The organism is Aeromicrobium sp. (assembly GCF_032084975.1).
Taxonomy (GTDB): Bacteria; Actinomycetota; Actinomycetes; order Propionibacteriales; family Nocardioidaceae; genus Aeromicrobium.
Genome location: NZ_DAMDLR010000007.1, coordinates 13,452 through 37,638 on the forward strand (window position 1 = coordinate 13,452; position 24,187 = coordinate 37,638).

24 protein-coding genes are annotated in these 24,187 nt (G+C 71.4%); 19 read left to right on the top strand and 5 right to left on the bottom strand.

The window, feature by feature from the left end; translation table 11 throughout:
* The 7 genes from dnaJ (at position 1) to era (ending at position 5,675) form a co-directional block, all read left to right on the top strand.
* Positions 1-1,149 (top strand): molecular chaperone DnaJ, encoded by a 1,149-nt coding sequence (gene dnaJ / locus RT323_RS02945; protein ID WP_313404879.1) that lies wholly within the window; start codon positions 1-3, stop codon positions 1,147-1,149.
* A 30-nt stretch (positions 1,150-1,179) separates the two neighbouring features.
* Positions 1,180-1,524, top strand: coding sequence for an HIT domain-containing protein (locus RT323_RS02950; RefSeq protein ID WP_313404881.1), 345 nt, complete (start codon positions 1,180-1,182; stop codon positions 1,522-1,524).
* Between the two features lie 49 nt (positions 1,525-1,573).
* Positions 1,574-2,593 (top strand): PhoH family protein, encoded by a 1,020-nt coding sequence (locus tag RT323_RS02955; protein ID WP_313404883.1) that lies wholly within the window; start codon positions 1,574-1,576, stop codon positions 2,591-2,593.
* Positions 2,571-3,041: an rRNA maturation RNase YbeY gene (ybeY, locus tag RT323_RS02960; RefSeq protein WP_313404885.1), complete on the top strand. Its 471-nt coding sequence runs from the start codon at positions 2,571-2,573 to the stop codon at positions 3,039-3,041. Before RT323_RS02955 ends, ybeY begins: the two co-directional genes overlap by 23 nt.
* Positions 3,038-4,318, top strand: a complete 1,281-nt coding sequence (locus tag RT323_RS02965) for a hemolysin family protein (protein ID WP_313404887.1) — start codon at positions 3,038-3,040, stop codon at positions 4,316-4,318. Before ybeY ends, RT323_RS02965 begins: the two co-directional genes overlap by 4 nt.
* Positions 4,319-4,342: 24 nt before the next feature.
* Entirely contained in the window at positions 4,343-4,675 is a 333-nt protein-coding gene (locus tag RT323_RS02970; RefSeq protein ID WP_313404889.1) for a cytidine deaminase, read from the top strand.
* Between the two features lie 76 nt (positions 4,676-4,751).
* Positions 4,752-5,675 carry a GTPase Era gene (gene era / locus RT323_RS02975; protein ID WP_313404891.1) on the top strand — a complete coding sequence of 308 codons (924 nt, stop codon included), beginning with the start codon at positions 4,752-4,754 and terminating at the stop codon, positions 5,673-5,675.
* 3 nt (positions 5,676-5,678) lie between these two features.
* Here era and RT323_RS02980 read toward each other — a convergent pair whose 3' ends face one another.
* Positions 5,679-6,518, bottom strand: coding sequence for a LysR family transcriptional regulator ArgP (locus RT323_RS02980; protein ID WP_313404893.1), 840 nt, complete (start codon positions 6,516-6,518; stop codon positions 5,679-5,681).
* 73 nt (positions 6,519-6,591) lie between these two features.
* On the opposite strand from RT323_RS02980, the gene RT323_RS02985 reads away from it, so the two are divergent.
* Together RT323_RS02985 and RT323_RS02990 are read left to right on the top strand one after the other, a co-directional pair.
* On the top strand, positions 6,592-7,197 hold the full coding sequence (locus RT323_RS02985; protein ID WP_313404895.1) for a LysE/ArgO family amino acid transporter: 606 nt from the start codon (positions 6,592-6,594) through the stop codon (positions 7,195-7,197).
* 29 nt (positions 7,198-7,226) lie between these two features.
* A complete protein-coding gene (locus tag RT323_RS02990; RefSeq protein WP_313404897.1) occupies positions 7,227-8,240 on the top strand; it encodes a PHP domain-containing protein in 1,014 nt (337 codons plus the stop codon).
* Between the two features lies 1 nt (position 8,241).
* On the opposite strand, the gene RT323_RS02995 is transcribed toward RT323_RS02990, so the two are convergent.
* Positions 8,242-8,691 carry an NAD(P)H-dependent oxidoreductase gene (locus RT323_RS02995; protein ID WP_313404898.1) on the bottom strand — a complete coding sequence of 150 codons (450 nt, stop codon included), beginning with the start codon at positions 8,689-8,691 and terminating at the stop codon, positions 8,242-8,244.
* Between the two features lie 62 nt (positions 8,692-8,753).
* Between RT323_RS02995 and RT323_RS03000 the strand changes: the two genes are divergently transcribed.
* From RT323_RS03000 to RT323_RS03010, 3 genes are read left to right on the top strand one after another with little or no spacing between them, the layout of a single operon-like run.
* Positions 8,754-9,668, top strand: a complete 915-nt coding sequence (locus tag RT323_RS03000; protein ID WP_313404900.1) for an AAA family ATPase — start codon at positions 8,754-8,756, stop codon at positions 9,666-9,668.
* Between the two features lie 2 nt (positions 9,669-9,670).
* The gene (locus tag RT323_RS03005) at positions 9,671-10,810 is read left to right on the top strand and encodes a DUF58 domain-containing protein (RefSeq protein ID WP_313404902.1); all 1,140 of its coding nucleotides are present in this window, start codon (positions 9,671-9,673) and stop codon (positions 10,808-10,810) included.
* Positions 10,807-12,936 (top strand): DUF3488 and transglutaminase-like domain-containing protein, encoded by a 2,130-nt coding sequence (locus tag RT323_RS03010; protein WP_313404904.1) that lies wholly within the window; start codon positions 10,807-10,809, stop codon positions 12,934-12,936. Before RT323_RS03005 ends, RT323_RS03010 begins: the two co-directional genes overlap by 4 nt.
* Here the strand turns inward: RT323_RS03010 and RT323_RS03015 are convergent.
* Positions 12,929-13,909 carry a glutathione S-transferase C-terminal domain-containing protein gene (locus RT323_RS03015; protein WP_313404906.1) on the bottom strand — a complete coding sequence of 327 codons (981 nt, stop codon included), beginning with the start codon at positions 13,907-13,909 and terminating at the stop codon, positions 12,929-12,931. The two genes, RT323_RS03010 and RT323_RS03015, sit on opposite strands and share 8 nt — an antisense overlap.
* 190 nt (positions 13,910-14,099) lie before the next feature.
* Here RT323_RS03015 and leuA point away from each other — a divergent pair, with 190 nt between their 5' ends.
* The 3 genes from leuA to RT323_RS03030 all read left to right on the top strand — a co-directional run bounded on the left by leuA (position 14,100) and on the right by RT323_RS03030 (position 17,821).
* On the top strand, positions 14,100-15,833 hold the full coding sequence (leuA, locus tag RT323_RS03020; protein ID WP_313404908.1) for a 2-isopropylmalate synthase: 1,734 nt from the start codon (positions 14,100-14,102) through the stop codon (positions 15,831-15,833).
* Between the two features lie 45 nt (positions 15,834-15,878).
* Complete coding sequence (locus tag RT323_RS03025) at positions 15,879-16,532, top strand: GntR family transcriptional regulator (protein WP_313404909.1); 654 nt, start codon at positions 15,879-15,881, stop codon at positions 16,530-16,532.
* Between the two features lie 167 nt (positions 16,533-16,699).
* Positions 16,700-17,821, top strand: a complete 1,122-nt coding sequence (locus tag RT323_RS03030) for an ankyrin repeat domain-containing protein (protein ID WP_313404911.1) — start codon at positions 16,700-16,702, stop codon at positions 17,819-17,821.
* 7 nt (positions 17,822-17,828) lie between these two features.
* Here RT323_RS03030 and RT323_RS03035 read toward each other — a convergent pair whose 3' ends face one another.
* Entirely contained in the window at positions 17,829-18,734 is a 906-nt protein-coding gene (locus tag RT323_RS03035) for a LysR family transcriptional regulator (RefSeq protein ID WP_313404913.1), read from the bottom strand.
* A 54-nt stretch (positions 18,735-18,788) separates the two neighbouring features.
* On the opposite strand from RT323_RS03035, the gene RT323_RS03040 reads away from it, so the two are divergent.
* Positions 18,789-19,871 carry a saccharopine dehydrogenase C-terminal domain-containing protein gene (locus tag RT323_RS03040; protein WP_313404915.1) on the top strand — a complete coding sequence of 361 codons (1,083 nt, stop codon included), beginning with the start codon at positions 18,789-18,791 and terminating at the stop codon, positions 19,869-19,871.
* Between the two features lie 105 nt (positions 19,872-19,976).
* Entirely contained in the window at positions 19,977-21,479 is a 1,503-nt protein-coding gene (locus tag RT323_RS03045) for an aldehyde dehydrogenase family protein (protein ID WP_313404917.1), read from the top strand.
* 207 nt (positions 21,480-21,686) lie between these two features.
* Here the strand turns inward: RT323_RS03045 and RT323_RS03050 are convergent, their stop codons facing one another.
* Positions 21,687-22,619 (bottom strand): pyridoxal-phosphate dependent enzyme, encoded by a 933-nt coding sequence (locus RT323_RS03050; protein WP_313404919.1) that lies wholly within the window; start codon positions 22,617-22,619, stop codon positions 21,687-21,689.
* A 53-nt stretch (positions 22,620-22,672) separates the two neighbouring features.
* Here RT323_RS03050 and recO point away from each other — a divergent pair, with 53 nt between their 5' ends.
* Positions 22,673-23,401, top strand: coding sequence for a DNA repair protein RecO (gene recO / locus RT323_RS03055; RefSeq protein ID WP_313404920.1), 729 nt, complete (start codon positions 22,673-22,675; stop codon positions 23,399-23,401).
* Entirely contained in the window at positions 23,401-24,156 is a 756-nt protein-coding gene (locus tag RT323_RS03060) for an isoprenyl transferase (RefSeq protein WP_313404921.1), read from the top strand. The genes recO and RT323_RS03060 overlap by 1 nt, the downstream gene beginning before the upstream one ends.
* The last annotated feature ends 31 nt before the right edge of the window (positions 24,157-24,187 follow it).

Below are 24,187 nucleotides of genomic sequence, written 5' to 3' on the forward strand. Positions count from 1 at the left end.
TTGGACTACTACGAACTGCTCGGCGTGTCCCGCGAGGCGACTCCCGAGGAGATGAAGAAGGCGTACCGCAAGCTGGCGCGCCAGCTCCATCCCGACGTGAACGACGCCCCCGACGCGGCCGATCGGTTCAAGGAGGTCACCACCGCGTACGAGGTGCTGTCGGACCCGCAGAAGCGCGCCGTCTACGACCGCGGCGGCGACCCGCTGTCCGGCGGGGGCATGGGCGGCGGCTTCGGCCAGGGCTTCAGCTTCGACGACATCATGGACGCGTTCTTCGGCCAGACGTCCTCGTCGCGCGGCCCGCGCCCGCGCACGCAGCGCGGCCAGGACGCGCTGCTGCGCCTGTCGATCTCGCTCGCCGAGGCGGCCTTCGGCGTCACCCGCGACATCAAGGTCGACACGGCCGTGACGTGCGAGGTGTGCGACGGCAGCGGCGCCAACGAGGGCTCGGAGCCCGTCACGTGCGGCACGTGCCACGGCCACGGCGCGGTCCAGCACGTCCAGCGCTCGCTGCTCGGCGACATCCGGACCTCGCGTCCGTGCCCCACGTGCCACGGCTACGGCACCGTCATCCCCGATCCCTGCCGCGAGTGCAACGGCGAGGGCCGCGTCCGCTCGCGCCGCAGCCTGCAGGTCAACGTCCCGGCGGGTGTCGACGACGGCAACCGGATCCAGTTGGCCGGCGAGGGCGAGGTCGGTGCCGGGGGAGGCCCGGCCGGCGATCTCTACATCGAGATCAAGGTCGCGCGTCACGCGCGCTTCACCCGCCACGGCGACTCGCTCGCGTGCCAGATCACCCTGCCGATGTCGGCGGCAGCGCTGGGCACGCGGTTCGACCTGCCGACGCTGGACTCCGAGCGAGAGGACCTCGAGGGCCTCGAGCAGACGGTCTCGATCGACGTGCCGTCCGGTACGCAGTCCGGCGAGACGATCGTGGCGCGTGGCTACGGCGTCCCGCGCCTTCGCGGGTCGGGGCGCGGCGACCTCACGGTGCAGGTCGTCGTCGAGACGCCGCGCGACCTCAACGACGAGCAGCGCGAGCTGCTCGAGAAGCTGGCCGCGGCGCGCGACGAGCGCCATCCCGAGCCTGCGCTCGACCACTCCTCGCGGTCGGGCGTCTTCGGCCGGATCCGCGACGCGTTCAAGTGAGCCGCGCCGCGGGCTGGGTAGGGTCGGGCCATGGCTGCTGACTGCATCTTCTGCAAGATCGTCGAGGGCGAGATCCCGGCGGACGTCGTCGCCGAGAGCGAGCACACGCTCGCGTTCCGCGACATCAACCCCAAGGCGCCCGTCCACGTGCTCGTCATCCCGAAGGTCCACCACGGCGACGCCGCCGCGCTCGCGTCCGCCGAGCCGGCCATCGCGGCCGAGCTGCTCGCGCAGACCCGGGCCATCGCGACGCAGGAGGGCCACGAGGACTACAACCTGGTCTTCAACACGGGAGCGGGCGCCGGGCAGACCGTCTTCCACGCGCACGTGCACCTGCTGGCGGGCGTCGACGTGTCCAGGCTGTTCCTGGCCTGATCGTTCGGGTCGGCACGTGTCGGTGCCGGACGGGTAGACTGGCGGCCGTATGACTGACGACACTTCCACGGCGCGACACACGGTGACGATTCCCGCGTCGGTCCCGCTCGTTTCCCTGTTCGGACCGGCCGACGAGTTCCTGCGTCTGATGGAGACCGCCTTCGAGGCGGGCATCCATGCGCGCGGCAATGAGGTGACGGTCACCGGCGAGCCCGCCGAGGTCGCCCTCGTCGAGCGCCTGATCGACGAGCTCGTCGCGATCCTGCGGACGGGCCAGGCGCTCAACGCCGAGACCGTCGAGCGCAGCGTCGGCATGCTGCGCACGCAGACGCATGAGCGGCCGGCCGACGTGCTGAGCCTCAACATCCTTTCGAACCGCGGCCGCACGATCCGCCCCAAGACGCTCAACCAGAAGAAGTACGTCGACGCGATCGATGAGCACACGATCGTGTTCGGCATCGGTCCGGCCGGCACCGGCAAGACGTACCTCGCGATGGCGAAGGCCGTGCAGGCGCTGCAGGCCAAGGAGATCACCCGGATCATCCTGACCCGCCCGGCGGTCGAGGCCGGTGAGCGGCTCGGCTACCTGCCCGGCACCCTGAGCGAGAAGATCGACCCGTACCTGCGCCCGCTGTACGACGCGCTGCACGACATGCTCGACCCCGAGACGATCCCCAAGCTGCTGACGTCGGGCGTCATCGAGGTCGCCCCGCTGGCGTTCATGCGCGGCCGCAGCCTGAACGACGCGTTCATCATCCTCGACGAGGCGCAGAACACCACCGCCGAGCAGATGAAGATGTTCCTGACGCGCCTGGGCTTCGGCTCCAAGATGGTGGTCACCGGCGACATCACCCAGGTCGACCTGCCCGGCGGCGCCACCAGCGGCCTGAGCGTGGTCCAGAACATCCTCACCGACGTGCGCGACATCCACTTCTCGCGCCTCACCAGCCACGACGTCGTCCGCCACAAGCTGGTCGGTCGCATCGTGGCGGCGTACGACGACTACGAGGCCAACGGCCGCCGGCCCGAGGCCGCAGGGGGAGCGCATGACCGTCGACGTCCTCAATGAGTCCGGCGTCGAGGTCGACGTCGCCGACCTGACGTCGCTGTGCCGCTTCGTGATGCGCCGGATGCGGTTGCACCCGCAGACCGAGATGACGCTGCGCCTCGTCGACCTCGACACCATCGCCGTCCTCAACGAGCAGTGGATGGGCAAGCAGGGACCCACCGACGTGCTGTCGTTCCCGATGGACGAGCTCACCCCCGGCCACGACGATCGTGAGGCCGACGCGGGCTACCTGGGCGACATCGCGCTGTGCCCGCAGGTCGCCGAGCAGCAGGCCCCCGCGGCCGGTCACGAGCGCGACGACGAGATGGCGCTGCTGACCGTCCACGGCATCCTGCACCTGCTCGGCTACGACCACGCCGAGCCCCAAGAGCACGCCGAGATGTTCGGCATCCAGGGCCGGCTGCTGCTCGAGTGGGCCGACCCGGCGCTGCGGGAGTCCGAGGGATGAATGGCCCAGCCATCGCCCTCGCGATCGCGCTCGTCGTGCTCGCGGGGCTGCTCGTCGCCGTCGAGGCCGCGATCTCGACGTTCTCCAAGGCGCGTGCCGAGGAGCTGACCGAGGAGGGCATCGCCGGTGCCAGGCGCCTCGCCCGGATCCTCGAGGACCCGGCGCCGGTCCTGAACTCGGTGCTCCTGTTGCGCATCGTCGCCGAGACCGGGGGCATCGTCCTGGTCGCCGCGATCGTGGCCGACCGGGTCGAGGGCTACTGGACCAACGTCCTGATCGCGGCCGGCATCATGTCCGTCGTCTCGTTCGTCGCGATCGGCGTCGGGCCGCGCACGCTCGGCCGCCAGCACTCCGAGGCCATCGCGATCGCCTCGGCCGGACCCGTCATCGCGATGACCACCCTGCTGGGCCCCGTCCCACGGCTGCTGATCTTCCTGGGCAACGCCCTCACGCCGGGCCGCGGCTTCGCCGAGGGCCCGTTCGCGTCCGAGGTCGAGGTCCGGGAGCTGGTCGACCTGGCGGCCGCCAGCTCGGTCATCGAGTCCGACGAGTCCAAGATGATCCAGTCGGTCTTCGAGCTGGGCGACACGATCGTCCGCGAGGTCATGGTGCCGCGACCCGACCTGGTCTACATCGAGCGCCACAAGACGCTGCGTCAGGCCATGTCGCTCGGCCTGCGCAGCGGCTTCTCGCGGATGCCCGTGATCGGCGAGAACCTCGACGACGTCATCGGCATGGCCTACCTCAAGGACCTCACCAAGCGCGTCTTCGACAACCACGCGGCCGAGACGACCGAGAAGGTCGAGTCGATCTGCCGCGACGTCATGTACGTGCCCGACACGAAGCACGCCGACGACCTGCTGCGCGAGATGCAGGCCCAGCGTACCCACGTCGCGATCGTGATCGACGAGTTCGGCGGCACCGCCGGCATGGTGACGATCGAGGACATCCTCGAGGAGATCGTCGGCGAGATCACCGACGAGTACGACGACGAGCCCGACGAGCGCGAGGAGCTCTCCGACGGTGCGTGGCGGGTCAGCGCCCGGTACGACGTCGACGACCTCGAGGAGCTGTTCGGGATCTCGTTCCGCGACGAGGACGTCGACTCCGTGGGCGGCCTGATGGCCAAGCACCTGGGCACCGTCCCGATCCCCGGATCGGTCGTCGAGGTCGAGGGCCTGCGCTTCGAGGCCCAGGCTCCGCAGGGTCGCCGCAACCGGATCGGACGGGTCGTCGTGTCGCCCGTCGAGCCGGTGGACGTGACGTCCGAGGCCTGAGGCGAAGGCCGGTACATTCGTCGCATGGAACTGCCCCCCGAGGACGCGAAGCTCGTGACCCTCGCCCGGTCGTCTCGAGCCCGACTGCAGGTGGCGCAGGGCGCCGCCGTACGTGACCTCGACGGCCGCACGTACACCGCCGCGACCGTTCACCTCGACACCCTGCGGGTGCCCGCGCTCGACCTGGCCGTCGCGATGGCCGTCTCGTCCGGTGCCAAGGGCCTCGAGGCCGTCGCGCTGGTCACCGAGGGCGACGTGCCCGTCGGCCTGGACTCCGTCATCGAGTTCGGCGGCACCGGCGTCACGGTGGTCGTCGCCGATCCGGCCGGCGCGGTCGACACGGTGCTGTCCACATGAGCGAGCGCCAGCGAGCGAACGAAGGGCATCTCATGACGCGACTCTCGTATCCTGCTTCTCCCACGGGAGGTGCGTCATGAGCGAGGGTGAGTTCCGCTCCGGCTTCGCCTGCTTCGTGGGCCGCCCCAACGCCGGCAAGTCCACGCTGACCAACGCCCTCGTGGGCGGGAAGGTCGCGATCACGTCCTCGCGTCCCCAGACGACGCGTCACGTCATCCGTGGACTCGTGCATCGCGATGACGCCCAGCTCGTCCTGGTCGACACCCCCGGCCTGCACAAGCCGCGGACGCTGCTGGGTCAGCGGCTCAACGACCTCGTGCGCACGACGTGGGCCGAGGTCGACACGGTCGGCATGTGCCTGCCGGCCAACGAGAAGATCGGGCCGGGCGACCGGTTCCTCATCAAGGAGCTCGCGGCGCTGCGCAAGAAGCCCGTGCTGGCGATCGCGACGAAGACCGACCTCGTCTCGCCGGACCGCCTCGCCGAGCACCTGACCGAGATCGCCGCGGCCGGCGCCGAGGCGGGGCTCGACTGGCGCGAGATCGTGCCCGTCTCGGCCGTCGCCGGCGACCAGGTCGAGCTGCTCGCCTCGCTGCTGGTCAAGACGCTGCCTCCCGGTCCGGCGCTGTACCCCGAGGGTCAGCTCACGGACGAGCCCGAGGAGACCCTGATCGCCGAGATCATCCGCGAGGCCGCCCTCGAGGGAGTCCGCGACGAGCTGCCGCACTCGCTGGCCGTCGTCGTCGAGGAGGTCGTCCCCCGCGAGGACCGTCCCGAGGACAAGCCGCTGCTGGACGTGCGGGCCAACGTCTACGTCGAGCGCGACAGCCAGAAGGGCATCATCATCGGCAAGAAGGGCTCGCGGCTCAAGCAGATCGGCATCGACTCGCGCGGCCAGATCGAGCGCCTGCTCGGCACGCCGGTCCACCTGGACCTGCACGTCAAGATCGCCAAGGACTGGCAGCGCGACCCCAAGCAGCTGCGCCGCCTCGGGTTCTGAGCCTCAGACCGGGGCGTGTGCTCGAAGCGTCTCGCTGAGCCGGTCGAGCAGCGGCGAGTCCAGCTTCCAGCGCTGCCAGTACAGGGCCACCCGTGTCGTGGACCGGCCCAGGTGCGTGAGCCGTCCGTCGGCCAGCCCGTCCTGCGCCTGCGACTCCGGCAGCAGGCCCCACCCCAGGCCGGCCTCGATCGCGGCCCGGAAGTCGTCCGACGCGGGCACCTCGTGCACGAGCGGGGGATCCTCGCGGGTGTGACGCCGCAGCTCCGCGTGCTGCAGCCGGTCCTTGGCGTTGAACACGACCATCGGCATCGCGGCCCAGTCGGCTCGTCCGCCGAACCGGTCGAGCAGGCCGGGAGCCGCGACGGCGCGGTAGCGCATCGCGCCGAGCGGGGTCACCGAGCAGCCCTGGACGGGCGTCGGGTCGCTGGTCACCGCCCCGACCACGTCGCCGCGCCGGAGCAGGTCGTGGCTGTGGCCCTCGTCCTCGATCCGCAGGCGCAGCGCCACGTCACCCCAGGCGGCGACATCGGACAGGACGGGCCGGAACCACGTCGCCAGCGAGTCGGCGTTGACGGCCAGGGCCAGATCGGTCGGGCGGCTCGTCAGCGTCTCGGCGAAGACCAGGGTGAGCTGCCGCCCCAGGCGGACGTACGCGGCGCCGGCGTCGGTGGGAAGGCACGGCGTGCCGCGGCTGACGAGCACGGTCCCGGCCGCGTTCTCGAGGGCGCGGATGCGCTGGCTGACGGCACTCGGCGTGACCTTGAGGTGCTTCGCGGCGGCCTCGAACGAGCCGTGGTCGGCGATCGCGACGAGGGCGGCCAGCTGGGCCGGGGGCAGGTCCATGGAGTCAGTTAAGCACCGCTTCACGAGATGAAGAATGATTCGTTGGACTTCACCACCTGGTGTCCCTAACGTCGTGGCTGTGCTGCATGCGATCGTCGCCGGGGCGTTGACCGGACTGTCCCTCATCATCGTGATCGGCGCCCAGAACGCCTTCGTCCTGCGGCAGGGGATCCGTCGCGCCCATGTGGGCATCGTCGTGGCGATCTGCGCCATCTCGGACCTGACGCTGATCCTGGCCGGCGTCGCGGGCATCGGTGCGATCGTCGACCGCGCCGCATGGCTCATCGACGTCGTCACGTGGCTCGGCGTGGCGTTCCTGGTCGGGTACGGCATCGCGTCCATCCGCCGGGCGCTGCGTCCCGAGGTGCTGAAGGCCGAGGGCCTGGCGGTGGGGGCGCGCCGCGCGATCGTCCTGCAGGTGCTGGCGCTGACGTGGCTCAACCCTCACGTCTACCTCGACACGGTCGTGCTGCTGGGCTCGATCGCCCAGTCGCACGGGCCGGTGGATCGCTGGTGGTTCGGGGTCGGCGCCAGCCTGGGCAGCGTCGCGTGGTTCTCGGCCCTCGGCTTCGGCGCCACGCGGCTCGCCCCGCTGCTGGCGCGGCCGCGCGCCTGGCAGGTCCTGGACCTCGTGATCGGCCTCGTGATGTTCCTCATCGCCGCGTCGCTGCTCTGGTGACGTCCGGGTCGTTCCTGCACGATGGACGAATGGACCCTGTCGAGGCGCTGCGCGAGACCGCGTTCTGGCTCGAGCGCGAGCGTGCGTCCACGTATCGTGTCGAGGCCTTCCGCAAGGCGGCGGCCGCACTGGCCGACCTCTCCGCCGACGAGATCGCCGAACGAGCCCGCGAGGGCGCGCTCGGCAGGATGAAGGGCCTCGGCCCTCGCACCACGACCCTGGTCGAGGAGGTGCTGGACGGGCGCGTCCCGGGCTACCTGGCGGACCTGCGAGAGCGCAACACCGAAGCGCTGGCCCCCGGCGGCGCGGAGCTGCGCGCGTTGCTGCGCGGCGACCTGCACAGTCACTCGGACTGGTCCGACGGCGGCAGTCCCATCGAGGAGATGGCGCGGGCGGCGGTCTGGCGCGGCCGCGAGTACCAGGCGATCACCGACCACTCGCCGCGCCTCACGATCGCCAACGGGCTCAGTCGCGAGCGGCTCGAGGTCCAGCTGGAGGTCATCGCCGACCTCGACGAGCAGCTCGAGGGGATGACCCTGCTGACCGGGATCGAGGTCGACATCCACCTGGACGGCACGCTCGACCAGGACGACGACCTGCTCGGCCGACTCGACGTCGTCGTCGCCAGCGTCCATTCGAAGCTGGCGATGGACGCGCGCGAGATGACCCGGCGGATGATCGCCGCGGTCTCGAACCCGCACACGGACGTGCTCGGCCACTGCACGGGACGGCTCGTCGAGGGTTCGCGTGGGAAGCGCCGGCAGTCGCAGTTCGACGCCGAAGCCGTGTTCCGTGCGTGCGCCGACCACGGTGTCGCCGTCGAGATCAACTCGCGACCGGAGCGGCAGGACCCGCCCGACGAGCTGATCGACCTCGCGCTCGAGCTGGGGTGCCTGTTCGCGATCAACACCGACTCGCACGCGCCGGGTCAGCTGGACTTCCTCGACTACGGCGCGGCCCGTGCGACCGAGCGCGGGATCGATCCCGACCGCATCGTCACGACGTGGCCGCTCGACCGGCTGCGCACCTGGCTGACCCGCTGAGTCAGGGCATCAGCAGGGCCGCCATGGTCGCGCCCAGCTCGGTCGCCGCGTCCAGGTGCGGGTCGACGTCGCCGGTGAAGACCAGCGGCGGGGCCGCGAGCGACCACTGCAGGCCCGTCGTGATGGACTCCATGGCGCGCTCGGCGCCGGTCGTGTCGTACCCGCCGCGGATCCAGAAGGAGAAGGGCCGCTTGGCCGTCGGCTCGCGGACGTCGTCGTAGACGGAGTCGAAGAAGTGCTTCAGCGCGCCGGAGACGTAGCCCAGGTTGGCGCTCGTCCCGAGCAGGTAGGCGTCGGCCGAGAGGACGTCCTCGACCGTGGCCTCGAGGGCGGGCCGCACGACGACCTCGACTCCCTCGATGGCCGGGTCCCGCGCTCCCGCCAGCACGGCGTCGGCGAGCGTGACCAGGCGCGGGGTCGGGCAGTGCTGCACCACGAGGAGGCGGGCCATGGACCCACGGTATCGCCGCGGATCCCGTGCCGTGCGTTGCCGAGTGTGCCTAGGATCACTGCATGGACTTCGCCGCCGCCGCTCAGTCCGTCCTGGACAACATCGCGAAGGTCATCGACGGCAAGCAGTCCGCCATCGAGACGACGCTGGTGGTGACGCTGGCCGAGGGCCACCTGCTGATCGAGGACGTTCCCGGCGTGGGCAAGACCGCGCTCGCACGCGCGCTGGCACGATCGATCGACTGCTCGGTCCGCCGCATCCAGTTCACTCCCGACCTGCTCCCGTCGGACGTCACGGGCGTCTCGGTGTTCAACCAGGCCACGGCCGAGTTCGAGTTCAAGCCCGGCGCGGTCTTCGCGAACATCGTGGTCGGTGACGAGATCAACCGGGCGTCGCCGAAGACGCAGTCCGCCCTGCTCGAGGCGATGGAGGAGCGCCAGGCCTCCGTCGACGGGACGACCTATCCGCTGCCGTCGCCGTTCATGGTCGTCGCCACCCAGAACCCGTTCGAGATGGAGGGCACCTACGTGCTCCCCGAGGCCCAGCGCGACCGGTTCATGGCGCGCATCTCGCTCGGGTACCCCGATGCCGAGGCCGAGCTGGCGATGCTGCGCGACCGCGACCACCAGGACCCGGCGGCGATGCTCGAGCCGGTCATCATGGTCGACGACCTGCAGCAGATGATCGCCCACGCACGATCGATCCACGTCGCCGAGTCGGTCGAGAGGTACGTCGTGGCGCTGGCCCGCGCGACCCGCGAGTCCGGCGACCTGCGCCTGGGCGCGAGCCCCCGCGCCACTCTTCAGCTGGTGCGTGCCGCCAAGGCGCTGGCGGCCGTGCGCGACCGTGAGTTCGTGCTGCCCGACGACGTCGTCGAGCTGGCGGGGACGGTCTTCACGCACCGCCTCGTCCCGCTGCGCGGCGGCGGCACGGCGTCCGAGATCGTGGCGGACATCCTGCGCCGCGTCCCGGTCTGATCATGACGCTCACGGGCCGCTCGGTCTCGCTCATCGCGGCCGCGGCCGTGAGCCTCGCGCTGGCGGTCATGGTCGGGATCCCGGCCCTGATGCCCGTCGCCTGCCTCTGCGCCGGCCTGGTCGTCGTGGCGCTCCTGGCGTCGCTGGTCGCCGGTCCGCGCCTCGACGTGACGCGCACGATCGAGCCGGCGATCGTCGAGCCCGACGAGACCGTCGAGGTGCGGCTCGAGGTCGTCCTGCGCACCGTCGTGCCCGTCGTCGCGAGTCGCTGGCGCGACCGGATCCCCAGCACGCTGCTGGGCTCGGCGGCCGGCGCGGTCCCGCCCATGACCGGGAGCACCGTCGAGCTCGACTACGAGCTGCGCGGGCGCCGGCGTGGCAGCCACGAGATCGGACCGCTCAGCGTCGTCGTCGGCGACGCCTTCGGGCTGGTCGAGCGGGCCCTGACCTCGTCTCAGCGCGACCGGTTCATCGTGCTGCCGCGGCGCCGGTCTCTCGATGCCCGCCTGGGCCCCGGAGGCTCCAACGACGGCACGAGCCGGATGCACCCGACCTCGGGCCTGGGCCAGGACGACGTGATCGCGCGCCCCTACCTGCCGGGCGACGCGTTGAAGCGCTGGCACTGGAAGGCGACCGCGCACCACGGCGAGCCGATGGTCCGCCAGGAGGAGTCCGAGCTGCGCCCGACCGTGCTGGTCGTGCTGGACGCCGACCCGCGGGTCCACGACCACGCCGGGTTCGAGTGGAGTGTCTCGGCCGCCGCGTCACTCGTCACGCACTACGGCGAGCGCAACTTCGACGTCGACCTCGCGTGCGGTGGCTCGGTCGTCTCGCTCGAGTCCGGGCACGGCCTGCAGGACGCTCTCGTGAGCCTGGCCCTGGCCGAGACGACCTCGGCTCCCGTGCTGCTGCCCGCCCGTGAGCGCACCACGATCGTCCTCACGGGGCTGCTGGACTCGGTCGCGGCCGAGCGACTGCTGCAGGCCGTCCCGTCACGCGACACGATCGCCTACGTCGCCGGCGGCACCCACGACTCGGCACAGGAGATGCTGGCCCGCGCCGGCTGGCACGTGGTCGTGCGCGACTCGTCCGACGACCTCGCGGACGTGTGGTCCCGGTCCGCGGGGGTGGCGGCGACATGACCGTTCGCGACCGCCGCGAGGAGGCGCTCGACACGCTCGTCGTGCTGGTGGCCAGCGTGGTGCTGCTGGGTGGCTTCGGTGCCCTGTTCGAGGGGACGCGCTGGATCGTCCTGGTGCTCTCGGTGCTGGTGCCCAGCGCCGTCGCCATCATGGCGGTGCGACTCGTGGCACCGGCGTGGGCGACGGTGGCGGGCGTGGTCGCGTCCGTGACGATGATCGTCTGGGCGTTCGCTCCCGGCACCAGCTTCCTCGGGCTGCCGACCGCCGCATCGCTGGAAGAGCTGCGCCGGCAGCTCGAGCGGGCGGGCACGGTGATCGTCGAGGAGGCCGCGCCGATCACGCCGCCGTCCTCGGTCATCTTGCTGGTCGCGTTCGCGTTCGCGGTCATGTTCGTGCTGGGCGATGCGGTCGCGCGACAGTCCTGGCGGGTGCCGCTCCTGGGCCTGCTGTGGTCCACGATGCTCGTCGTGCCGAGCGTCATCGCGATGCAGGCGCCGCCGTGGTGGGTCTTCGCGGGCGTCGCACTCGCGTGGCTGTGGCTGTGGTGGTCCGAGACCGCCCACGTCGGACTCGTGCCGCGCGGGGGAGCGGCGCTCACGGCGGCGGGCGGGCTGGCGTTCGCCCTCGTCGTCCCCACGCTGGCCCCCACGATCGCCCCCACGTCGAGCGACTTCGGCGTGGCCCAGAGCGACGTCTTCGGACGCGGCATCAACCCGATGATCGAGCTCGGTCGCAGCCTGCGCCAGTCCGACACCCGCCGTGTCCTCACTTACTCGACGGACGGGGAGGGCGGCCAGTACCTCAAGGTGGCGGTCCTGCGCCGCTTCGACGGCCGCACGTGGAGCCCCAGCCCCGTCTTCGGCGACCTCGACGTCGAAGGCGTCGACGACATCGCCGAGCAGGTCGAGACGGAGCAGGTCACGACGAGCCTGCGGATCGAGAGCCTGCGCTCCACCTACCTCCCGGTGCCGTACCCGGCCGTCCGGATCGAGGGCCTCGACGGCGAGTGGCAGTGGATGCGCGACGGCAGCACCGTTCGGGCCGAGGAGGGCTCGAGCACGGAGGACCAGACGTACACCGTCACCAGCGTCGACCGCCGTCCCACGGCCGACCAGGTCAGGAACGTCGATCCGGCCGGGAACATGCTCGACTCGTACCGCAGCCTGCCGGACGGCGTGCCCTCGATCATCTCCCGGCTCGCCGAGGAGCACGGCGGAGACGCCACGAGCGACTACGACCGGATGCTGGCGCTGCAGGACTGGTTGCGCACGGACTTCTCCTACTCGGTCGAGACCCCGGTCGAGGAGGACTTCGACGGCAACGGGCTCGAGGCGATGGCCGCCTTCCTGCGCGTGCGCGAGGGCTACTGCGTGCACTTCGCCTCCACGCTCGCGGTGATGGGTCGCCTGCTGGACGTGCCCACGCGCGTCGCGGTCGGCTACGCCCCCGGCGAGAGCGTCCTGCGGCGCACCCCGGACTCCGTGTCGTACGGAGTCGACTCCGACGACCTGCACGCGTGGACCGAGGCCTACTTCGAGGGGATCGGCTGGATCGGCTTCGACGCCACGCCCGGCATCGGCGAGGCGACCGAGTTCACCGAGGAGGCCGAGGCCGCCGACGGCGACGACGGCGACTCCGAGGTCCCCGAGGGGAACAACCGGGAGTCCGAGCAGTCGCTCGACCCGGGCCAGGACGCGGCCACCGACGAGTCGACCGAGCAGCCCACGTCGACGTGGCGGCCCGCGGCGCTGGCCCTGGTCGTCGTCGCCCTGCTCGGAGCGGTGCCCGGCATCGTGCGCCAACTGCGCCGACGTCGCCGGTGGAGCGCGGGGGAGGAGTCGCCCGCGCCTCTGTGGGACGAGGTCGCCGACACGGCGCGCGACCTCGGGATCGGACTCGACCCCGCCGAGACGCCCCGCGGCTTCGCTCGTCGGCTCGACGGTCACGGCGTGGATCCCTCGTCGATGGACGCGCTCGTGGCCGAGGTCGAGCGGGACCGCTACGCCGGCACGGCCACGGCCTCGCGGGTGTCCGAGGCACGTCGCGTCGTGGACTCGCTGGAGGCGGCCAGCGGACGGCGCACGCGGTGGCTGGCGCGGATCGTGCCCCGCTCGTTGCTCAGGTGAGCCAGACCGACGTGTCCGGACCCTTCGGGACGATCTGCGTCGGGTTGATGTCGGTCTGCACGACGTAGTAGTGCTGCTTGATCTGCTCGAAGTCCGTGTTGTCGCCGAACGCGGGCTGGCGGTACAGGTCGCGGGCGTAGCGCCACAGGTTCGGCATCTCGGTCAGCTGGTTGCGGTTGGCCTTGAAGTGGCCGTGGTAGACCGCGTCGAACCGCGCCAGCGTCGTGAACAGCCGCACGTCCGCCTCGGTGACCGCCTCGCCCATCAGGTAGCGCCGGTCGGCCAGCCGCTCCTCGAGCCAGTCCATCGCGGTCCAGAGCCGGTCGTAGGCGTCCTCGTACGCGTCCTGCGAGCCGGCGAAGCCGCAGCGGTAGACGCCGTTGTTGACCTCGTGGAAGATCCGCACCATGACGTCCTCCATCTCGTCGCGGACGTCCTCGGGCCACAGGTCGGGCGCCTCGGCGCCGTGGTGGTCGCGCCACTCGAAGAACAGGTCGTGGGTGATCCACGGGAAGTCGTTGGTGACGACCTTGCCGCTGGCGACCTCGACGATCGCCGGGACGGTGATGCCCCGTGGGTAGTCGGGGTAGCGCGCGAAGTACGCCTGCTGGAGGTGCTCGATGCCCAGGACGGGGTCGATGCCGCCGGGATCCAGGTCGAACGTCCAGCTGCGCGCGTCGTGGGTGGGGCCGGGCAGGCCGACGCTGATGGCGTCCTGCAGGCCCAGCAGGTCGCGCACGATGAGCGCCCGCGTGGCCCACGGGCACGCCTTCGCCGCGACGAGTCGGTAGCGACCCGCCTCGACCGGCCAGGTCGGCGCATCCGCGACCGCGGGCTTGCCGGTGCCCGCGCGGTCGTCCGCGGGCGGATTGCCGTCCCGCGTGATCCGGTCGGGGATGTAGTTCATGTCGCGGTCGAAGGCCTCACCGGCCTTGACGTACGCACCTGTCGTGTCGTGCTGATGGGGGGCCATGTTCTCGACCCTAGTCACCCGGGACGAGGCTCGCGTCCCGCAGCCGGTGTTAGGCTGGGACCACCATGCGGATCGCGAACCTCCTCCTTCGTTGCCGCGTCGAGGTCCTCTGAAGGTCGGACCCCTCGGCGCGGAGTTCGTCATGACCGACCGCTGAAACGCTCGTCGAGCCCCCGAGGAAGACCGTCCCATGAAGAACAACGCCGTCTCGCCCCAGCAGCCGTCCCCGATGCCCTTCGGCCGCTACCAGGCCTTCACCCCCATCGACCTGCCCGACCGCACGTGGCCGTCGCAGCAGATCACCTCTGCCCCGCGCTGGCTGTCCACCGACCTGCGCGACGGCAACCAGGCCCTCATCGACCCGATGACCCCCGCGCGCAAGCGCCGCATGTTCGACCTGCTCGTGCGCATGGGCTACAAGGAGATCGAGGTCGGCTTCCCGTCGGCCAGCCAGACCGACTTCGACTTCGTCCGCTCGCTCATCGATGGTGACGCGATTCCCGACGACGTCACGATCTCGGTGCTGACGCAGGCCCGCGAGGACCTGATCGAGCGCACGACCGAGTCCCTGGTGGGCGCCGACCGCGCCAACATCCACCTGTACAACGCCGTCGCGCCGCTGTTCCGCCGCGTGGTGTTCAACGTCGACCGGAACGAGTGCCGCGCCATCGCGACGCGGGGCACCGAGCTGGTCATGAAGTACGCCGAGCAGAACCTGGGCGACACCGCGTTCGGCTACCAGTACAGCCCCGAGATCTTCACCGCCGCCGAGCTGGACTTCAGCCTCGAGGTCTCCGAGGCCGTCATGGACGTCTGGCAGCCCGAGGCCGGTCGCGAGATCATCCTCAACCTGCCGGCGACGGTCGAGATGGCCACGCCGAACACGTACGCCGACCAGATCGAGTGGTTCGGCCGGAACCTGAGCCGTCGCGAGTTCGCGGCGATCTCGCTGCACCCGCACAACGACCGCGGCACCGCCGTCGCCGCGACCGAGCTGGGCCTGATGGCCGGCGCCGACCGCGTCGAGGGCTGCCTGTTCGGCCACGGCGAGCGCACGGGCAACGTCGACCTGGTGACCCTGGGCATGAACCTGTTCAGCCAGGGCATCGACCCGCAGGTCGACTTCTCCGACATCGACGAGGTCCGCCGCACGGTCGAGTACTGCACGAACCTGCCGGTCCACCCGCGCCACCCGTACGCGGGCGACCTGGTCTACACGGCGTTCAGCGGCTCGCACCAGGACGCGATCAAGAAGGGCCTCGAGGACCTGGACCGCCGGGCCGAGCAGCAGGGCGTCCCGGTCTCCGAGCTGACGTGGGAGGCGCCCTACCTGCCGATCGACCCGCACGACGTCGGCCGCACGTACGAGGCCGTCATCCGCGTGAACAGCCAGTCCGGCAAGGGCGGCGTCGCGTACATCATGAAGACCGAGCACCACCTCGACCTGCCGCGCCGCCTGCAGATCGAGTTCAGCCGCGCCATCCAGTCGATGAGCGAGGGCGAGGCCGGCGAGATCCAGCCCGAGGAGATCTGGGGCGCGTTCACGCGCGAGTACCTCGAGCGGGACGAGCCGTACGCGCTCCAGCAGTTCACGTCGGTCACCAACGCCGACGGTCACGACGAGCAGGTCGTCGACCTGGTCGTGCGCGGCGAGGAGCGCTCGTTCAAGGGCGAGGGCAACGGTCCCGTCGCGGCGTTCGTCGACGGCATGCGCCAGACCGGCGCCGACATCCGTGTCCTGGACTACAGCGAGCACGCGCTCAGCTCCGGCGGTGACGCCCGGGCCGCCGCCTACGTCGAGTGCGAGATCGCCGGCGAGGTCGTGTGGGGCGTCGGCATCCACGAGAACATCGTCACGGCCTCGCTGCGGGCCGTCGTGTGCGCCGCGAACCGTGCCGAGGCGACGACCATCCCGGGAGCCTGAACTTCGGCGTCAGCTGACGTGGGTCGTTGGTATACCGTTTTTGGTATGCCAACGACCCACGCCTCGTTCCGCCCCTTGCGCGAGGACGTCCGTGACCAGATCCGCGAGCGGATCGTCGGCGGGTCGTACGCACCCGGCAGCCGGCTCGTCGAACGCGTGATCGCAGCCGACCTGGGCGTGTCCCGCGTCCCCGTCCGCGAAGCGCTCCAGGCGCTCGTGCTCGAGGGCTTCGCGGTCGACCGCGACACGCGCGGCATCGCCGTCCGGACGTACGACGCCCGTGAGATCGCCGAGCTGGCGGGGGTGGGTGCCGCACTGGAGCGCGTCCTGGTCGGGCGGCTCGTCGCCGACTCCGTCACCGGCGAGAGCCTCGCGCCCCTGCGAGCCGTCCTCGACGAGGCCAGGGCGGCGATCGACCGCGGCGACCTCGAGGCGGCCGTGTCGGCCAACGGCCGCTTCCACGACGTCCTGGCCTCGCTCGGCGAGGGCACGATGGCCCACGAGGTGCTCGCGATCGTGTCGCAGCGCCGACGCTGGCTGCTGACCCAGCACACCGATCCGGCGCCCATCCACGCCGAGCACGTCGAGTTGTTCGAGGCGATCGCGAGCGGCGACCGAGAGCGCGCGCAACAGGTCGCCGAGGACCATGCGCGGACCACGATCGAGAACGCGCTGTGCACGGAAGGCCCGTCCCTGTGAGGCGGCCGGCATGCGTGGTCGTGGCCGCAGCGGCGATGGTGCTCCTGCTCGTCGGCTGTGAGTCGACCGATCGAGCGCAGCCCGACCGGCAAGTGACCACGAGCAGCGCGACGCCGGGCTCCACCGCGCCCAGCTCAACGCCCACTCCGAGGAGCGCGAACCCCTTCATGGACCTCGAGCAGTCAGAGCTGGACTCGCGACTCATCGCCGCGGCGTGGGACGACGACGTGCCCACCGCGCGCCGGCTGATCGCGGCCGGAGCGGACGTCAACGCGAAGGACGACACCGTCCAGAGCGCGTACCTCATCGCGACGAGCGAGGGTCATCGCGCGCTGCTGGACCTGACGCTCCGTCACGGTGCGGACGTCACGAGCCTGGACTCGTTCGACGGCACCGGGATCATCCGCGCCAGCGAGCGCGGGCACGCGGGCATCGTCGGACGGCTGATCCGCGAGGGCGTCGACCCGGACCACGTCAACAACCTCGGCTGGGTGGGCCTGCACGAGGCGCTCGTCTTCGCCAAGCCGGAGCGCGCCCGCGCCTACGCCGACACCGTCCGGGTCCTCGTGGCGGGCGGTGCCGACGTGCGGATCGCCTCGCGCAGGGACGGGCTGACGCCGGTCCAGCTCGCCGAGCGGGGCGCCCTGGAGTCCCAGGCGCGGATCCTGCGGAGGGCGGCACGCGCCCCGAAGGTCAGTCGCGACGTCGCCGACCGTCGTCTCCTGACTGCGGCTCGCGAGGGCGATGCCGACGCGGCGGCGCTCGCCCTGCGTGCCGGTGCCGACCTCGAGGCACGCAACGAGCTGCGCCAGACGCCGCTGCTCCTGGCCTCGACCCACGACCACGTGGCGGTCGCCCGGCTGCTGGTGGCGCTGGGCGCCGATCCCGACGCGCTCGACCACCAGCACGACACGCCGTGGCTGGTCACGGGCGTGACGGGCAGCGTCGCGATGCTCGAGGCGCTGCTCCCGGCTCGGCCCGACATGACGATCCAGAACCGGTACGGCGGACTGTCCCCGATCCCCGCGGGTGAGCGTGGCCACGCCGACTACATCCGTCGCGTGGTGCGGACGGGTGTCGACCTGGACCACGTCAACGACCTCGGCTGGACCGCGCTCCTCGAGGCCGTCATCCTCGGGGACGGCTCGAGGCCCTACGTCGAGATCGTCACCACGCTCGTCAAGGCGGGCGTCGACGTCGGCATCGAGGACGAGAACGGGCGCACGGCATTGGACCACGCGAGGACGCAGGGGTACGCGGGCATCGTCCGTGCGCTCGAGAAGGCCTGACGCCCGATCAGGCCGTCGACTGCAGGGCCTCCGTGACGGCCTTCAGCAGGGGGCGGTCCCGCTCGCCGGCGCGCACGACGGCGCGGATCTCGCGGCCGAGCCGGACCCCGGCCGGCTCGACGGTGTGCAGTCCTGGGCGGTCCACGTCGATCGCCAACCTCGGCAGCAGTGTGACGCCCTGCCCTGCGGCAACCGCGCGCGAGAGCAGTTGCAGGTCGTCGGTCTCCCAGCGGACCTGGGGCTCGAATCCGGCCTGCCGGCACGCGTAGCGGACCGCCTGTCCGCACGCGGCCTCGGCAGGCGGCATGACCCACGGCTCGTCGGCCAGGTCGGCCAGGGTCGTCCCGCGCCGGAACGGCTCACGGCCGATCAGCACGAGTGGCTCGCTGTGGACGGTCGTGGTCGTGAGGCGCGCGGGGAACGCCATCGGCGCGTGCTCGTAGACGTCGACGAGAGCGAGGTCGATGCGGCCCTCCTGCAGTGCCGCGAGGCTGGCGTGCGGCTCGGCCACCGTGACCGTGGCGTCCAGTCCGGGGTGCTCGGCCGCCATCGAGGACAACGCCGGCAGGACGAGCGCCTGCGCCGCCGATGCGATCGTCCCGACGCGGACGCGCCCCACGAGGTGGTCGTCGAACCCGTCGATGTCCCCGCGGGCGGCCTCGAGGAGCCGTACGAGTGCGCGACCGCGCTCGGCCAGGACCTCGCCGGCAGCGGTCAGGGCGACGCCGCGGGGGAGGCGCTCGAGCAGCGGGACGCCGCACTCGCGCTCGAGGGTGGTCAGCTGCTGCGAGACGGCGGACGCCGTGATCGCGTTGGCGCGGGCGGCACCCGCGATGGAGCCGTGGTGCGCGACGTCGACCAGCAGTCGCAGTCGGGTCGGATCGGGCAGGTCCTTCACGGCGGAGCCTTCCATCCTTAAGGACAACTTACGCTGGACAGTCTGCAGCATCAGGCAGACGATGGTCCAGTGAAGATCGACAGCGTCGCCGTGTTCGGGCTCGGCAAGGTCGGTGAGCTGGTGGCGCACCTGCTGGTGCGCGCGGGCTTCTCCGTCGTGGGGTTCGACTCACGAGAACGTGAGGGACTCGGCCTCGAGACACGCACGCTCGACGTCGCGGACGGGGACGAGCTGCGCGCGGCGCTCAAGGGCGTCGATGCCGTCGTGTCGTGCCTGCCGTACCACCTCAACATCGCCGTGGCCGAGGCCGCGTACGACACGGGTGTGCACTACTTCGACCTCACCGAGGACGTCCCGACGACGAACCGGGTGATCGAGCTGTCCAAGGACCGCCCCGACAACGTCTTCGTGCCCCAGTGCGGCCTCGCGCCCGGCCTGATCGGGATCGTCGGCGCCAGCCTGGCGGCGGACTTCACGTCGATCCGCAGCATCGAGCTCAAGGTCGGGGCACTCCCGCAGAACCCGACGGGGCTGCTGGGCTACGCCTTCAACTGGTCGGCCGAGGGCGTCGTGAACGAGTACCTCAACGACTGCGACGTCCTGCGGTCGGGCGAGCGCCGCAGCGTGCCCGCGATGACCGAGAAGGAGCGCGTCGTCATCGGCGGCATCGAGCTGGAGGCGGCGCTCACGTCCGGCGGGCTCGGCACGATGTGCGAGACCTACGAGGGCCGCGTGCAGCGCCTGGACTACAAGACCATGCGGTACCCCGGCCACTTCCGCCAGATGCACTTCCTGTTCGACGAGCTGAACCTGCGCGACGACCGCGAGCTGGTCGGGCGGATCCTCGTGGACGCGAAGCCGCCGGTCAACGACGACGTCGTGTACCTGCACGCCGCCGTCGAGGGCGTGTGCGACGGCCAGCCGTTCCGCCGCAACCACGTCCGCGCGTACCGCCCCATCGAGATCGACGGCCGCGTCTGGCGCGCGATCAGCTGGACGACGGCCGCCTCGGCGGTCTCCATGGTCGAGCTGGTCGCGGCCGGCACCCTGCCCGACACCGGATTCGTCCGCCAGGAGGACGTGCGGCTGGCCGACCTGCTGGCCACGAGGTCGGGTCGCCTCTTCGATGCCCACGGGAAGGTGGACGCATGAGTTCTTCCACGAAGGAGCGGGCATGAGCGAGCGCCAGCGAGCGATTGAGGGAGCCCGAATGCCGGCTGTTTCGTACGTTTCGTCCTTCTCCACGAAGGAGCCGGCATGAGCATCGCCCAGAACGTCACCGAGATCTTCACGCGGCTCGGAGCCGCGGACCCGTTCAGCGCCGACGGCGAGATCGTCTGTCGCACGCCGATCGACGGGTCCGAGCTTGGGCGCCTCGCCGCCGACACCCCCGACGCGGTCGGGACGGCGGTGGGCATGGCCCACGCAGCGTTCGAGCAGTGGCGGACGGTGCCCGCGCCGGTCCGCGGCGGCTTCGTCCGCGAGCTGGGCAACCTGCTGCGCGAGCACAAGGACGACCTCGGCGCCCTCGTGACGATCGAGGCGGGCAAGATCGTCTCCGAGGGCCTCGGCGAGGTGCAGGAGATGATCGACATCTGCGATCTGGCCGTCGGCCTGTCGCGCCAGCTGCACGGCCTGACGATCGCGAGCGAGCGACCGGGCCATCGCATGATGGAGCAGTGGCACCCGCTGGGCGTCATCGGCGTCATCAGCGCCTTCAACTTCCCGGTCGCGGTGTGGTCGTGGAACTCCGCGCTCGCGTTCGTGTGTGGGGACTCGGTCGTGTGGAAGCCGTCGGAGAAGACCGTGCTCACGGCACTCGCATGCCGCGCGCTCGCTCAGGAGGCCGCGCGTCGTGCCGGCGCTCCCGAAGGGCTCCTGCAGGTCGTCGTGGGCGACCGCACGGTGGGCGAGGCACTCGTCGACGACCCGCGTGTCCCGCTCGTGTCGGCCACCGGGTCGACGCGCATGGGCAAGCAGGTCGCGCCGCGCGTCGCCGCCCGCCTGGGCCGGACCCTGCTCGAGCTCGGCGGCAACAATGCCGCGATCGTGGCGCCCAGCGCCGACCTCGACCTCGCCGTGCGGGGCATCGTCTTCTCCGCCGTGGGCACCGCGGGGCAGCGATGCACGACACTGCGGCGCGTGATCGTGCACGAGTCCGTCAAGGACGAGCTCGTCCAGCGTCTGGTCGCGGCCTACGAGACGCTGCCGATCGGCTCGCCGCTGGACTCCGGGACGCTCGTCGGTCCGTTGATCGACGCGTCGGCCGCGTCGGCGTTCGACAAGGCGCTCGACCAGGCGCGGTCGGACGGCGGCACCGTGCTGACCGGCGGCGGCACGGCCGATGGCGTCGAGGGTGGGCACTACGTCCACCCGGCGATCGTCGACATGCCGTCGCAGACCGAGATCGTGCGCGCCGAGACGTTCGCGCCCCTGCTGTACGTGCTGACCTACCGCGACCTCGACGAGGCGATCGCCCTGCACAACGAGGTCGACCAGGGCCTCTCGAGTGCGATCTTCACACTGGACGTCCGCGAGGCGGAGCGGTTCGTGTCGGCGACCGGCTCGGACTGCGGCATCGCCAACGTCAACATCGGCACCTCGGGCGCCGAGATCGGCGGCGCCTTCGGCGGCGAGAAGGACACCGGCGGCGGGCGCGAGTCCGGCTCGGACGCCTGGCGCAACTACATGCGCCGCACGACCAACACGATCAACTACTCGACCGAGCTCCCGCTCGCGCAGGGCGTCGACTTCGGCTGAGCCGCCGGCCCGCCTTCCGCACCCGCCCGTCCGCCCGGTCCTCCCGCCCGGTCCTCCCGCCCGGTCCTCCCGCCCGGTCCTCCCGCACTTTTGGAACGTTCTTACGCGTCCAAGGCCGTTCTGAGGGTAAGAACGTTCCAAAAGTGGGGGAAGGGCGGACGGCGGACGGCGAACGGCGGACGGCGAACGGCGAGGGACCGCGGACGCTCAGGCCAGCGCGGAGCGGTACGCGAACAGCGAGGGCCCGCCGCCGGTGTGCATGAAGACCGTCCGGCGGCGTCGATCCGGGTCACGGTCGATGGCCGCGTACGCCTTGGCCGAGTACACCGGGTCGAGCGTGATCCCGGCGGTCGTCGCGAGCCGGTGGATCTCGGCCAGCCCGGCCTCGGTGGGGATGCCGTACCCCGGTCCGAACTGCGAGTCGTCGAGGATCCAGCGGTCGTCGTCGGGCACCGCGACGCCCAGCTCGTCCGCGGTCTCGGCCAGCAGGGCGCGCAGCGTCGCCTCGGTCTCCTCGCGCGAGTGGTAGACGCAGACGCCGCGCACGACGGTGTCGACCTCGGCAGCGGCGAGGCCGATCACGAGGCCGGCCATCGTCCCGCAGGTCGAGGCAGCGACGACGACCTCGTACGGTTCGAACTCGAGCTGGCTGTAGAGCTCGAGCGCCGAGTCCACGTGGCCGAGCGCGCCGATGCGGTCGGAGCCGCCGGGCATGATGATCGCCAGGTCGTCCCCGTGCTCGGCCAGCAGCTCGAGAGCGAGCGCACCCGCGGCGTCGTCGTCCGGGACGACGTGACGGGTGGCGCCGAACAGCTCGGTCAGCAGCGCGTTGCCCGAGCCCGTGTAGTCCGCGTCCGACCGGGGGACCGCCTGGACGGCGATGGCGTCCAGGTGCAGGCCGAGCCGCGCGCAGGCCGCCGCGGTCGCGCGCACGTGGTTCGACTGCAGGGCGCCGAAGGTGACGACGTGCTGCTGGCCGCGCGCGACGGCGGCCCCCAGCAGGAACTCGAGCTTGCGGACCTTGTTGCCGCCGAAGCCGAAGCCGCTGAGGTCCTCGCGCTTCATCCAGAGCCCGTCGACGAACTGCAGGGGAGTGGGCCACACGCCCAGGGCGGCGCGCGGGCGATCGCTCAGGTCCATGGAGCCGAGCGTGCCACACCCGCGACCGACCGTGACTGGGGCAGAATGGACGGGTGGGCACCTATCGCGACACCGGTGTCGTCCTGCGCACCCAGAAGCTGGGCGAGGCCGACCGCATCGTCACGATGCTCACGCGCGGTCGCGGCGTCGTCCGGGCCGTCGGTCGAGGGGTGCGCAAGACGTCCAGCCGCTTCGGTGGACGACTCGAGCCGTTCATGCACGTCGACGTGATGTTCGCCGAGGGCCGCTCGCTCGACGTCGTCACGCAGGTCGTCACGATCGACCCGTTCGCCTCGCACCTGGGGGCCGACTATGGCGCGTACACGGCCGGTACGGCGATGCTCGAGACCGCCGAGCGACTCGTGTCCGACACCGCCGAGCCGTCCGTGCCGCAGTACCACCTGCTCGTGGGCGCGCTGCGTGCGCTGACCGAGCACCGCCAGCCCCCCGGCGTCCTGCTCGACTCGTTCCAGCTGAGGTCCCTGGCGATCGCGGGGTACGCGCCGTCCTTCGACGGCTGTGCCCGCTGCGGGCTCGAGGGACCGCACCGGCACTTCCACGCGGGCTCCGGAGGCATGCTGTGCGACGGCTGCCGCGTCCCGGGCTCGTCCGTCCCGTCCCCGACGACGGTCGCGCTGTTGGCGGCCCTGCTCGTGGGGGACTGGGGCGCCGTCGCCCTGGCCGACGACCGCTCCCGCCGCGAGGCCGGCGGCATCGTCTCCAACTACCTGTCCTGGCACCTCGAGCGCGGCCTGCGCTCCTTGGCCCACGTGGATCGCTGATGACCCGACCGCCCACGCCGCACCCGTCCGGTGCGCGCCCGCCCCGACTCGCGCCCGACCAGGTGCCCCAGCACGTCGCGATCGTCATGGACGGGAACGGCCGCTGGGCGCAGCAGCGCGGCCTGCCCCGCACGAAGGGACACGAGGCCGGCGAGGCGGCGCTGTTCGACGTCGTCGAGGGCGCGATCGAGGTCGGGGTCAAGGCCGTCAGCGCCTACGCCTTCAGCACCGAGAACTGGAAGCGGTCGCCCGACGAGGTCAAGTTCCTGATGGGCTTCAACCGCGACGTCATCCGCCGACGTCGCGACGAGATGCACGAGCTGGGCGTCCGCGTCCGGTGGGCGGGTCGTCGTCCCCGCCTGTGGCGCAGCGTCATCCGCGAGCTCGAGATCGCCGAGGAGCTCACGCAGGACAACACCGTCTGCACGTTGACGATGTGCGTCAACTACGGCGGCCGGGCCGAGATCGCCGATGCGGCGGCCGCGCTGGCCCGCGACGTCCGCGCGGGCAAGGTCAACCCGGACAAGGTCACCGAGGCCACGTTCGCGCGGTACCTCGACGAGCCGTGGATGCCCGACGTCGACCTGTTCTGGCGCACGTCCGGCGAGCAGCGCACCAGCAACTTCCTGCCGTGGCAGGCCGCCTACGCCGAGCTGGTCTTCAGCGACATCGCCTGGCCCGACGTCGACCGCCGAGCGCTGTGGGCCGCGGTCGAGGAGTACGCCACCCGCCAGCGCCGCTACGGCTCCGCCTGACTCGCGTCGCGAGAGAACGTGTCGGCTCCGG